The sequence below is a fragment of the Bradyrhizobium prioriisuperbiae genome (assembly GCF_032397745.1).
In the GTDB taxonomy this organism is placed as follows: Bacteria; Pseudomonadota; Alphaproteobacteria; order Rhizobiales; family Xanthobacteraceae; genus Bradyrhizobium_A; species Bradyrhizobium_A prioriisuperbiae.
On the sequence record NZ_CP135921.1, the window covers coordinates 6,984,317 to 6,996,847 of the forward strand.

The following is a 12,531-nucleotide window of genomic DNA, read 5'->3' on the forward strand; positions in this document are numbered from 1 at the left end:
GAAACGGTGGCCGGCTACAACGCTACCAACGACGAACCGGGCCGGATGGGGCCTCGGCAGCATAACAGGGGACTTCCATGATCAAGGCGCTCTCGGCGATCACCATCGCGGCTTTCATCGCGGCCGCTCTCACCGTTCTGCCGGGCTTCGCACCCCAGGTGGAAGCAAGTGTCCCTGTGGCCATGGCCAAGGGCGACCGGCTCGACATCCGCCCGGTGGGTCGTGGGTGCTCCGAGCAGGCCTGGCCGAATTTCGAGAATTCCTGCCTGCGCAAGGCCGGCTCCAAGGCCACCGTGAAGGTCGAGGCCCGCGTCGTCACCGCCGAGCGGATCGTCGCTCGCTAAACGACCGCAAGCCTCCAGTTTCGTAGACCACCGCCAAGTTTATCCACCTCCGAAATTTTGTAGACCCCCCCCCCCAAGTAAAAAGCCGCTCGTGTGCCCGCGAGCGGCTTTTTGATTCTAATAAATATTTGTTTCAGCAAGCCCGATAAGTATCAGGCTCCGTTTCCATTTTCCTCATCGGTCTCAGTCAGATGTTCGACCGAGACGACGTGTTCATCCTCGGCGGTGTCGAACACGATCACCCCCTGGGTGGAGCGGCCGGCGACGCGGATGCCCTCGACCGGGCAGCGGATCAGCTGGCCGGCGTCGGTCACCAGCATGATCTGGTCGCTGTGCTCCACCGGGAATGAGGCCACCAGCTTGCCATTGCGGTTGTTGACCGACATGGCGACGATGCCTTTGCCGCCCCGCCCGGTGGTCCGGTACTCGTAGGACGAGGTGCGCTTGCCGTAGCCGTTGACCGACACCGTCAGCACCACCTGCTCCTGCGCCGACATCTCGACATAACGCTCGGAACTCAGCTGGATTGCTCCCGAGGCCTCCTCACCGTCGGCCTCCACCGGCTCCTCGGCGCCGGCATCGCCTGAGACCGCGCGCCGCATCTTCAGATACGCCGAACGCTCCTCGGACGTCGCCTCGACATGGCGCAGAATCGACAGCGAAATCACCGTGTCGCCGTCCGCCAGCGCGATGCCGCGCACCCCCATCGAGGTGCGCCCCGTGAACACGCGCACGTCGGTCACCGGGAACCGGATGCACTGGCCGCCGGCGCCTGTCAGCAGCACGTCGTCGTGCTCGGTGCAAATCTGCACGTCGACGATGGCCTCGCCCTCGTCCAGCTTCATGGCAATGATGCCGGAACGGCGGACGTCGACGAAGTCCGAGAGCTTGTTGCGCCGGACGTTGCCGCCGGTGGTCGCGAACATCACGTCCAGATTGGCCCAGGAGGATTCATCCTCCGGCAGCGGCATGATGGTGGTGATGCGCTCGCCCTGCTCCAGCGGCAGGATGTTGATCAGCGCCTTGCCGCGGGCGTTGGGTGCCGCCATCGGCAGCCGCCAGACCTTCTCCTTGTAGACTTGGCCGCGCGAGGAGAAGAATAGCACCGGGGTGTGGGTCGAAGCGACGAACAGCCGGCTGACGAAATCCTCGTCGCGGGTCTGCATGCCCGAACGGCCCTTGCCGCCGCGCTTCTGCGCCCGATAGGCCGAGAGCGGCACCCGCTTGACATAACCGTGGTGCGACACCGTCACCACCATGTCTTCGCGCTGGATCAGGTCTTCGTCCTCGACCTCGCCTTCCTGATCGACGATCACGGTGCGGCGCGGCGTTGCGAACTCGGTTTTGACCGCGATCAGTTCGTCCTTGACGATGGTCTGGACCCGGGCGCGCGAGCGCAGGATCTCCAGGTAATCGGCAATCTCGAGCGCAAGCTTGTCGAGCTCTTCGGAAATCTCGTCACGGCCCAGCGCAGTCAGGCGCTGCAGGCGCAGATCGAGGATCGCCTTGGCCTGCTCCATTGACAGCCGCGCGGTGCCGTCTTCGGCAAGGCGATGGCGCGGATCGTCGATCAGCGTGATCATGGCCGCGACGTCCTTGGCCGGCCAGTCGCGCGACATCAGGATCTCGCGCGCGGTCGCCGGATCGGGCGACGTGCGGATGACACGGATCATTTCGTCGATGTTGGCGACCGCGATGGCGAGGCCGACCAGGATATGGGCGCGATCGCGCGCCTTGGTGAGCAGGAATTTGGTCCGCCGGGTAACGACCTGTTCGCGAAACGCGACAAACAGGGTCAGCAGATCCTTCAAATTCATCAGTTGCGGACGGCCGGCATCGAGCGCCACCATATTGGCGCCGAAACTGGTTTGCAGTGGCGTGAACCGGTAGAGCTGGTTCAACACCACGTCGGGCACGGCGTCGCGCTTCAACTCGATCACCACGCGATAGCCGTCGCGATCGGACTCGTCGCGCAGATCGGAAATGCCCTCGATCTTCTTTTCGCGCACCAGTTCGGCGATGCGCTCGACCATGGTGGCCTTGTTCACCTGGTAGGGAATTTCCGAGACGATGATCGCTTCACGATCCTTGCGGATGGTGTCGATCGTCACCTTGCCGCGCATCATGATCGAGCCGCGGCCGAGATGGTACGCGGCGCGGATGCCCTGGCGGCCGAGAATGATGCCGCCGGTGGGGAAATCAGGCCCGGGAACGATGTTGATGAGATCGTCGATGCTGAGCGCCGGATCTTCTATCAGCGCGATACAGGCATCGATCACCTCGCCGAGATTGTGCGGCGGGATGTTGGTGGCCATGCCGACCGCGATGCCGCCGGAGCCGTTGACCAGCAGGTTCGGAAAGCGCGCCGGGAGGACCGACGGCTCCCTTTCGCTGCCGTCATAGTTCGGCTGGAAATCGACAGTGTCCTTGTCGATATCATCGAGCAGCGTGTGCGCCACCTTCGCGAGCCGGGACTCGGTGTAACGCATCGCGGCTGCGGTATCGCCGTCAACCGAGCCGAAGTTGCCCTGGCCGTCGATCAGCGGCAGGCGCATGGAAAAATCCTGCGCCATGCGCACCAGCGCATCGTAAATCGACTGGTCGCCGTGCGGATGGTATTTACCCATCACGTCGCCGACGGTGCGGGCCGACTTGCGGAACGTCTTGTTCCAGTCGAAACCGTTCTCGTGCATGGTGTAGAGAATGCGCCGGTGCACCGGCTTCAGGCCGTCGCGCGCATCGGGAAGCGCGCGCGCCACGATCACGCTCATGGCGTAATCGAGGTAGGACCGCTTCATCTCATCGGTGATTGAAACCGGACGAATGTCGACAGGCTCGGACGAGCCCGAATCCGGATGGTCTTGGTCAGCCAAACGAAAAAATCCCCGAACAGAATCTGATCAAAATATATAGGCGATTCAACGCCTCGAACCAACCCCTTTCGGAGCTTTCCAAGCTCTGAAAAATGCAATTATTTCAGCTATTTATAATTTGATTTGGGCGCATGATCCGCGCGTTGCGCAAAGCGCTCAATTTGCCCCGAAAACCACCGCGTGCATGACCCGTCCCGGCAGCAGCGTGAACAGGCCGGCGATCAGCAGTGCGCCGGCAAAGACCGAGATCATCGTGATCTTGTGAGCACGCACGCGATGGCGCCGCGCCGCCCACACGCCCATGAGCAACGCGATCGGCGCGAAGATCGACAGCAGATGAATCGGACTCCAGGGCCCCCAGAGCCTGATGCCATGGATATAGAACGACGACCCGGCGACCGTCAGCATCAACACGACCCAGATCCAGCCGATGGTCCGATGCGGCAGCGTGCCCTTGGGCGCGGCGAATTGCACAACGCCGAGAGCGAACGCCGCCATCGCCGCAAATGCATGAATTTGTGTGTAGGAGGGTTCCTGCAGCAGCGGGGTCAATGACATGCCAACATCCAGCCTGATGTAAACAACATTAACATCCAGCTGGACGCAAGCAAGTTCTCAATCTGCGGCCGTTTGCCCTGCTCTGCCTGCCGCGGCCCGGGCTCGTTTGTTGAAGCCCGAATGACGTCGACCGCGATCCCGAAACCGAAAGCATCGCCCCGCCGCCTCCGCGATCGAGACCACATGCCCCTTCGCCGCAGACTCCGAAATGAAAACGGGCCACTCCCTTGCCTCACCCGGCAAAGGAGCCGCCCGTATCCTCCACGGACCTGTCGGTCCGATCTTTAGAACGGAATCTCGTCGTCCATGTCGCTGTTGCTGCGGCTCGAACCGCCGCCGCCGCCACTTGCCACAGCGCGGCGCGGTGCGCCCCCCGACGGTCCGCTGGAGCCGAAGTCGCCGCCGGCGTCGTCTCCGAAGCCACCGCCGCCAGTCCCGCCGCTACGGCCGTCCAGCATGGTCAGGGTCGAATTGAAGCCCTGCAGCACCACTTCAGTCGAAAACTTCTCGACGCCGCTCTGGTCGGTCCACTTGCGGGTCTGCAGCGCGCCTTCGATGTAAACTTTGGCGCCCTTTTTGAGATACTGCTCCGCGACCTTGCACAGACCTTCATTGAAGATCACGACACGGTGCCACTCGGTCTTTTCCTTGCGCTCGCCGGTGCCCTTGTCACGCCAGGTTTCCGAGGTGGCGATCCGCAGATTGGCGATCGGACGCCCGTCCTGGGTTTTCCGAATCTCCGGATCCGCCCCGAGATTTCCAATCAGAATGACCTTGTTCACACTTCCCGCCATTGCCGCTCTCCACTCGCTTGTCTCGGACCCACACCATCAACCGGCAGGCTCGCGTTCCAAATGCTCTCGTTCTGAAGCCTCTCGATCCAGAGGCTCTCGTTCCGACCGACCCTATACCCGCTCGCGGGACCGCAGGCTGGCCCATCGGCGGACCCATGCGGGTTATCCACATCGGATCGATCGACATAATATGTTCTCATTATGTTCTCAACAAGATCGAATGGCAAAATAAATCCCCAGTGAACCCGTTTTGACGGGAACGAGATGGCTTCGGCGGCGTTGAAATGTGACGCAAATACGTCGAAATCTTGGGGTCTTTGGGCAAGCCTTCGGGGCGAAATAAGCTAAACAAATCCTTAACTTAGACCGAAGCATTTCACTTGTGACTGTTGCATTCGGGTGACGGCATTTTGCGGCGGACGCTGTATAAGTCTCTGCAACGGTCGGGCGCTCGCGACGGCTAGAACAATCGATCCGCCTTCGGGTGGTGGGGATCAAGTGGAGAGTACAATGAAGAAGATTTTGCTGGGTAGCGTGGCACTGATCGCGTTGGGCACTGCATCGGCTTTCGCAGCCGACCTGCCGGCACGCAGCTACACGAAGGCTCCGGCCTACGTGCCTGCCCCGATCTACAACTGGACCGGTTTCTATATCGGTGGCCACGTCGGCGGCGCGTTCGACGGCAACTCGATTTTCGGTGACAATGACGGTCGCTTCCTCGGCGGTGTGCAGGTCGGCGCCGACTACCAGTTCGCCCCGAACTGGGTGCTGGGTATCGAAGGCCAGTACTCCTGGACCAACCGCGACACCCGCTCGGCCGCATTCGTTCCGCAGGGCTTCACGATCTCCGATCGTAACAGCAACCTCGGTTCGGTCACCGGTCGTCTCGGCTACACTTGGGGCCCGGCCCTGCTGTACGCCAAGGGCGGTGTCGCGTTCCGCGAGAGCAACAATGTCTTCGTGACCGCCACCGGAAACGGTGCGCCCATTCCGTTCACCTCCTCCAGCGACAACGTCGGCTACACCGTCGGTGCAGGCCTGGAATATCTGTTCGCTCCGAACTGGTCGGCCAAGGTCGAGTACCAGTACTACAACTTCGGCAAGACCGACGTGACCGTGCCGGCGACCAGCACCCTCGTCAGCTACGACCACGACATCCACACCGTGAAGGCCGGTATCAACTACCGCTTCAACTGGGGTGGCCCGGTCGTCGCCAAGTACTGAGATTACAAGTACCGATCTGGACTAATCCCGTCCTGATCCGTCAGGATGACAGAAGCCCGGCCTCACGGCCGGGCTTTTCGTTTGGGTTCTCGCCGTTCGTCGAACGCGCGTATCTCGGACTGCAGCTTATCAGCGCAACGCGGCGCGCGCCTCGGTCGGCGTCATCGCGAAACGGCGGCGAAAGCAGCGGTTGAAATGCGAGACTTCGTTGAAGCCGGCCTCATACGCCACTTCGCTGATCCTGAGCAGCGCCCGATCGATATCGCGTAGCGTGGCGAAGGCCGCCTGCAGCCTGAACTCGAGCACACGCTCGGAAAATCCGGTTCCGCTCTCCCGCAGCAGTGCGAAGACATAACGCCTCGACAGCCCGAGTTTCGCGGCAATGGCTTCCACCGACAGCGCCGGATTGCGATAACTGACGGCGATTTCCGCCAGCACCGCCTCGCGCCGCGCGGCCCGCACGCCTGATCCCGAAGGGACCACGGACGATGCCCCCGCCGTTTCATGGCGCTCGCCCAGCACCGACAGCACCAGGCGAAAAACCTGATCATCAAGGCACGCCGCCATCTGATCCGTCAGCATCGCCGCGCCGGAATCCAGCTGCACCGATATGCAGCTCTTGAGCTGTCCGAGCGCGTCGTTGCCGGCCGGCACCAGTTCGCCGACCAGATCGTCCGCATGCGCCACGGCGCCGAGCAATCGCTCGCGCGGAATGACCACGCATCGCCACTCATTATCCGGTGACGGCTGCCGGCGCGCTTTCAGCGATTGATCGAACCTGAGCAGCGTCGCCTCACCGCGATTGAGGCAGACCTCGCGGTCCCCGTTCCGATAGGTGATGGGAAGCGACGCGTGATTGTACACCAGCGCGTAGACGGCCTTGGCTTCATCTGTCGCCTCGCTTCCCCCGACCGGCGCCCTCATCCGGACGATATCCAGCGAGGTCAGGCGCAACACATCGAACACGCCGGCAAACGGGTAGACGTGGGACCAGGCCAGATCCGAGGCCGTCACGTATTCGCAAAGCAGGTTCCGCCACTGCGAAAGTTCCGAAGCTTCGTGATCGCCGGCGCTTCGAGCCGCAAAAGAGATCCGTCGCAATATTCTCGCCCCTTGGATGGTTGCTACCAAGTGTGTGTCACGGGTGAGCGGGCAAGGTTCATCTCATTGCTCTTCATGACCTTAAGTCCCGCGATCGGATGAGCGCCGGCCATGACACGTGTCCAAATTTCTACGGGCTCAACGGATCGGTGCCGAGGTGCTGTCGTGCGCGCCGCGATGCGACGGCAAAGAACCCGGATAAAGACCAGCGATCGCGCGCGCGGGCCAGAACGACAAGATGGGCCGCCCTGGGCTGAGCTCGTGCCAAGCGACTCCTGTTCCATATCTGATGAGAAAGCCCGGGCTCTCAGCCGGGCTTGGTGCTCTTAAACGCTATCGTAGGCCCCGAACCCTTGCTCCGTGGTGCAGGCAAACCACATAAGCCTGATCGCAATACACTCGATCATCCCGGCCCGTTCCACAGGGAAAAAACTCCCACTGGAAATCAGTCATTGTTCTTGATATGTTCCGTGGACAATTCGATCAGCCTGAGTCCCCGGCCTTCCGGCAATCAGCGCCCGGTGTACGATGACGGGAAAGCCTCGAGCCTCCCGGAACGGATACGTGCGCGGCCGATGGATATGAGATAAACCGCGCGTTCTCTGACGCCAGCGGCCGTGAAAAGACGGCCGGCGTCCGGCAATTCGCAAACGAAACCAACGTTACAATCGCGCGTCCAACGCGCTGGGAATGCCCGTGATGGATGAAATTCTCAAGGCGAACCGCAGCAAGCAGGCCGCCAACAGCCGTGCGATCACCATCCGCGGCGCGCGCGAGCACAACCTCAAGAACGTCAATCTCGAGATCCCGCGCGACCGCCTGGTGGTGCTGACCGGATTGTCGGGCTCGGGCAAGTCCTCCCTCGCGTTCGACACCATCTATGCCGAGGGACAGCGGCGTTATGTGGAGTCGCTCTCGGCTTACGCCCGGCAGTTCCTGGAAATGATGCAGAAGCCGGACGTCGACCAGATCGACGGCCTGTCGCCGGCCATTTCCATCGAACAGAAAACGACCTCGAAGAACCCGCGCTCGACCGTCGGCACGGTGACCGAGATCTACGACTACATGCGGCTGCTGTGGGCCCGCGTCGGCGTGCCCTACTCGCCGGCCACGGGTCTTCCGATCGAGAGCCAGACCGTGTCGCAGATGGTGGACCGGGTGCTGGCGCTGCCCGAGGGCACGCGGCTTTATCTGCTGGCGCCGGTGGTGCGCGGCCGCAAGGGCGAGTATCGCAAGGAGCTCGCCGAATATCTCAAGAAGGGGTTCCAGCGGGTCAAGATCGACGGCGCGTTCCATGAGCTGTCTGAGGCGCCGACGCTGGACAAGAAATTCCCCCACGACATCGATGTGGTGGTGGATCGCATCGTGGTCCGCCCCGACATCGCGCAGCGGCTGGCGGAATCCTTCGAAACCGCGCTGAAGCTCGCTGAAGGACTGGCCGTGGTGGAGTTCGCCGATGCGCCCGCAACCGCCGAAGGCGAGAAAAAGACCGACAAGAAGACCGCAAAAATCCACGACAAGAGCGGCCCGGAGCGGCTGCTGTTTTCGGAAAAATTCGCCTGCCCGGTGTCCGGCTTCACCATTCCGGAAATCGAACCCAGACTCTTCTCCTTCAACAACCCCTATGGCGCCTGCCCCGCGTGCGGCGGCCTCGGTGTCGAGCAGCATATCGATGCCGATCTCGTCATCGCCGACAAGGAACTGACGCTGCGCAAAGGCGCGATCGCGCCGTGGGCGAAGTCGTCCTCGCCCTATTACGTGCAGACCCTGCAGGCGCTCGGCAAGTTCTACAAATTCACCCTCGATACCAAGTGGAAGGACCTGCCGAAAAAGACGCAGAATGCCCTGCTCTATGGCTCCGGCGACGACGAGATCAAGTTCTCCTACGAAGACGGCGTGCGCTCCTACGACACCAAGAAGCCGTTCGAGGGCGTGGTCACCAACATCGAGCGCCGCTTCCGCGAGACCGAAAGCGAGTGGGCGCGCGAAGAGCTCGGCAAATACTTCAGCGACGTGCCGTGCAAGGGCTGCGCCGGCCATCGGCTGAAGCCGGAGGCGCTGTGCGTCAAGATCGGCGGCAAGCACATCGGCGAGATTTCCGAACTGTCGGTCAAGAAGGCCGGCGAATGGTTCGAGAGCGTTCCCGGTTTACTCAGCACCCAGCAGAACGAGATCGCGATCCGCGTACTCAAGGAGATCCGCGAACGGCTGTCGTTCCTGCTCGACGTCGGCCTTAACTATCTGACCCTGGCCCGCGCGTCCGGAACACTGTCCGGCGGCGAAAGCCAGCGCATCCGTCTGGCATCGCAGATCGGTTCCGGCCTCACCGGCGTGCTCTATGTGCTGGACGAACCGTCGATCGGCCTGCACCAGCGCGACAATGCGCGGCTGCTCGATACGCTGAAGCGGCTGCGCGACCTCGGCAACACCGTGATCGTGGTCGAGCACGATGAAGACGCCATCCGGCTGGCGGACTACGTGGTCGATGTCGGGCCCGGCGCCGGCATCCATGGCGGCAACATTGTCGCCAAGGGCACGCCCGCCGAAGTGATGGCCAACCCGGCGTCGCTGACCGGCAAGTATCTCACCGGCGAGATGTCCGTTGAAATCCCCGAGCGCAAGCCGCCGAACCATCGCCGCACCATCAAGGTGGTGAACGCCTCCGGCAACAATCTGAAGAACGTTTCGGCGGAAATTCCGCTGGGGCTGTTCACTTGCGTCACCGGCGTGTCCGGCGGCGGCAAGTCGACGCTGCTGATCGATACGCTCTACAAGGCGATCGCGCGCAAGCTCAACAATGCCAGCGAAGGCCCGGCCCCGCACGACCGCATCGAGGGGCTGGAGCACATCGACAAGATCATCGAGATCGACCAGTCACCGATCGGCCGCACCCCGCGCTCGAACCCCGCGACCTATACCGGCGCGTTCACCCCGATCCGCGAATGGTTTGCCGGCCTGCCGGAAGCCAAGGCGCGCGGCTACGAGCCGGGACGTTTTTCGTTCAACGTCAAGGGCGGCCGCTGCGAGGCCTGCCAGGGCGACGGCGTGATCAAGATCGAGATGCACTTCCTGCCTGATGTCTACGTCACCTGCGATACCTGCAAGGGCAAGCGCTACAACCGCGAAACCCTTGAAGTGCTGTTCAAGGGCAAGTCGATCGCCGACGTCCTCGACATGACGGTGGAAGAAGCCGCCGAGTTCTTCAAGGCGGTACCGCGGGTGCGCGAAACCTTCAAGACCCTGCACCGCGTCGGTCTCGACTACATCCATGTCGGCCAGCAGGCCACCACGCTCTCCGGCGGCGAGGCGCAGCGCGTCAAGCTCGCCAAGGAGCTGTCGAAACGCGCCACCGGCCGCACGCTCTACATCCTGGACGAGCCGACCACTGGGCTACATTTCCACGACGTGGCCAAGCTGCTCGAGGTGCTGCACGAACTGGTCAACCAGGGCAACACCGTGGTGGTGATCGAGCACAATCTCGAAGTCATCAAGACAGCGGACTGGGTGATCGATCTGGGTCCTGAAGGCGGCGACGGCGGCGGCGAGATCGTGGCCTGGGGTCCGCCGGAAGACATCGTCAAGGCGCCGCGCAGCTACACCGGCAAATTCCTAGCGCCGGTGCTGGCGAAAGCCAACAAGCCACGCAAGCGGCGGGTGGTGAGCAATAAGGACGATGGCGTATCCGGAGAAGCGGCGGAGTAGCCAGTCTTCGCCATGCAGCGGATGCTGTGCAGCAACCGGCGATCAAAGCTGGTTGCTGACCTCGACAAGGTTGCCGTCGGGATCCCTGACATACACCGACAGGATCGGTCCCGCTGCCCCCGCGCGTTCGCCGGGACCGGCGACGATGTCCACGCCGTGCTGCCTGAGATGCAGCACGACCGCATCGATCGGCGTATCGGTGAGAACACAGAAATTGCCGCTGCCCGGCACGGTCTCCCGCGCGATCTCGGGTGACGTGCGCACGTCCTGCAAGCTGATCTTGTTGGCCCCGAAGTGCAGCGACCACTTTCCTGGCCGCTCTTCCCGCGACGTCATCCCCAACACGCGCTCATAGAACCGACGTGCCGCCGCGACGTCGTTCACGCAAAGCACAATGTGATCGAGGGATCCCACCTGCATGGGCGGGCAGTCTACACCTCATGCTCATCGAGAGCGACGTCCACCTTGCCCGTAACGCGACGCGGTTGCTGCGCAGCAGCAAGACGAATCGATAGACCACAAACTGATATTCGGCGTTGTGGTCCGGGTAACTACCCAGCGGCGGAGCCGTTCGCCTGATTCCAGACAGTCTCGAACTCGGCCTTCGAAATCTCTTTCGCAAAAAACTGCGAATCCCGGTTGATCATCGCAAGCGGCGGGACTGGAGCTTCAGGCATCTCAGCCCGCCAATTTTCGCTGGCATAGCTGCATGCTTCAAGCCGGCCGTCGCGATACTTCCTCACGCATCGAATTGACCAGCGTAATGCGTCCAGTTCGTCGAACCATTCGACTGGTTCGTCTTCCGCCGCATCAATCCAGACACAATGAAAGTAACTCTGAGGAGGACCCAGCTGAGGCGGTCCGGGCAGTTCAATCGAAGACATGGCCAAGTCCTGAGCTTGCCGATTTGAAACATGACGGCGTTTGCGGCGGAGACACACTCGTCCACGGCTTCGGCGTGATGGCCGGGTCGGGCCACCGGACACGGGACCGCGAACCGCGACATCAAAAATGCTCCCGCATGAATGCACCCGCGCTTGCAAGCGCTCGCCGACCGGGCTCCAGGTGAGCATTCCACAAAGGCCATGCGTGGATCATGTGCGGCCATATCTGCAGGGTGACGGCGACATCGGCCGAGCCGGCCGCAGCCGCAAACCGCGTGGCATCTTCGAGCAACGTCTCTGACGATCCGACCTGGATCAGCGTTGGCGGAAAGCCCTTCAAATCCGCATAGAGCGGCGATATCAGCGGATCCTTCCGATCCATGCCGGCCGGCACAACGGCCGAGGCCAATTCCTCGAGGTAGACCTTGTGAATGATCGGATCGACGGCATCTTTCGTCGTCAATGAGGACCCGGACATGGAGAGATCAGTCCATGGCGACACCAGCCACGTGCAGGCGGGCAAGTCCTCCTCGAGTTCGCGCAGCCGATTGACCAACGCAACCGTCAGTCCGCCGCCTGCGCTGTCGCCACCGACGGCGATGTGCGCAGCCGCGATCCCTTGCCGCCGCAAATATCGCCACGCCGTCAGGCCATCGTCGAACGCGGCCGGAAACGGATGCTCCGGCGCCAGCCGATAACCGACCGCCAAGGTCCGCACCCGCGCCGCCCGGCCTGCTTCGGTCACCAAACGGCGATGGCTGCGGATGGAGCCCGAACAGTAGCCGCCGCCATGGAAAAACAGCAGCACACGCGACGCATCGCTGCCGGGAACGATCGACCATTCCCCGGCCACGCCATCCAGATCGACCGCGGACAGCTCGACGTCGTCGGCCACAGGCCAAACGGAGCCGACATCGTCCAGGCGCTGGCGTCGCTCCGTCCATCCGACGGGCCGTGGTTTCGAACCGAGCAGCGTGCGGATGGTATCGATCTCGCTCTGAACCATAGCTGCCTCCCGCCTTCTGACCGCGTCAACCGTCGGGGCTGAGCA

At 62.4% G+C, this 12,531-nt stretch carries 10 protein-coding genes; 3 read left to right on the top strand and 7 right to left on the bottom strand.

What is annotated here, in order from left to right:
- Positions 1 to 77: 77 nt before the first annotated feature.
- On the top strand, positions 78 to 344 hold the full coding sequence (locus RS897_RS32810) for a hypothetical protein (protein ID WP_315832828.1): 267 nt from the start codon (positions 78 to 80) through the stop codon (positions 342 to 344).
- Positions 345 to 496: 152 nt separating this feature from the next.
- On the opposite strand, the gene gyrA is transcribed toward RS897_RS32810, so the two are convergent.
- From gyrA to RS897_RS32825, 3 genes are all read right to left on the bottom strand, one after another.
- Positions 497 to 3,217, bottom strand: a complete 2,721-nt coding sequence (gene gyrA / locus RS897_RS32815; protein WP_315832829.1) for a DNA gyrase subunit A — start codon at positions 3,215 to 3,217, stop codon at positions 497 to 499.
- Between the two features lie 156 nt (positions 3,218 to 3,373).
- A complete protein-coding gene (locus tag RS897_RS32820) occupies positions 3,374 to 3,775 on the bottom strand; it encodes a DUF2306 domain-containing protein (protein ID WP_315832830.1) in 402 nt (133 codons plus the stop codon).
- A 284-nt stretch (positions 3,776 to 4,059) separates the two neighbouring features.
- Entirely contained in the window at positions 4,060 to 4,569 is a 510-nt protein-coding gene (locus tag RS897_RS32825; RefSeq protein WP_315832831.1) for a single-stranded DNA-binding protein, read from the bottom strand.
- Between the two features lie 510 nt (positions 4,570 to 5,079).
- Here RS897_RS32825 and RS897_RS32830 point away from each other — a divergent pair.
- Positions 5,080 to 5,793: an outer membrane protein gene (locus RS897_RS32830; RefSeq protein WP_315832832.1), complete on the top strand. Its 714-nt coding sequence runs from the start codon at positions 5,080 to 5,082 to the stop codon at positions 5,791 to 5,793.
- Between the two features lie 129 nt (positions 5,794 to 5,922).
- Here RS897_RS32830 and RS897_RS32835 read toward each other — a convergent pair whose 3' ends face one another.
- Entirely contained in the window at positions 5,923 to 6,924 is a 1,002-nt protein-coding gene (locus RS897_RS32835) for an AraC family transcriptional regulator (RefSeq protein ID WP_315832833.1), read from the bottom strand.
- Between the two features lie 669 nt (positions 6,925 to 7,593).
- Between RS897_RS32835 and uvrA the strand changes: the two genes are divergently transcribed.
- The gene (uvrA, locus tag RS897_RS32840; RefSeq protein WP_315832834.1) at positions 7,594 to 10,596 is read left to right on the top strand and encodes an excinuclease ABC subunit UvrA; all 3,003 of its coding nucleotides are present in this window, start codon (positions 7,594 to 7,596) and stop codon (positions 10,594 to 10,596) included.
- 42 nt (positions 10,597 to 10,638) lie between these two features.
- Here uvrA and RS897_RS32845 read toward each other — a convergent pair whose 3' ends face one another.
- From RS897_RS32845 to RS897_RS32855, 3 genes are all read right to left on the bottom strand, one after another.
- Complete coding sequence (locus tag RS897_RS32845; protein WP_315832835.1) at positions 10,639 to 11,016, bottom strand: VOC family protein; 378 nt, start codon at positions 11,014 to 11,016, stop codon at positions 10,639 to 10,641.
- 131 nt (positions 11,017 to 11,147) lie between these two features.
- A complete protein-coding gene (locus tag RS897_RS32850; RefSeq protein ID WP_315832836.1) occupies positions 11,148 to 11,480 on the bottom strand; it encodes a DUF6881 domain-containing protein in 333 nt (110 codons plus the stop codon).
- Between the two features lie 121 nt (positions 11,481 to 11,601).
- Positions 11,602 to 12,486: an alpha/beta hydrolase gene (locus RS897_RS32855; protein ID WP_315832837.1), complete on the bottom strand. Its 885-nt coding sequence runs from the start codon at positions 12,484 to 12,486 to the stop codon at positions 11,602 to 11,604.
- Positions 12,487 to 12,531: the final 45 nt, after the last annotated feature.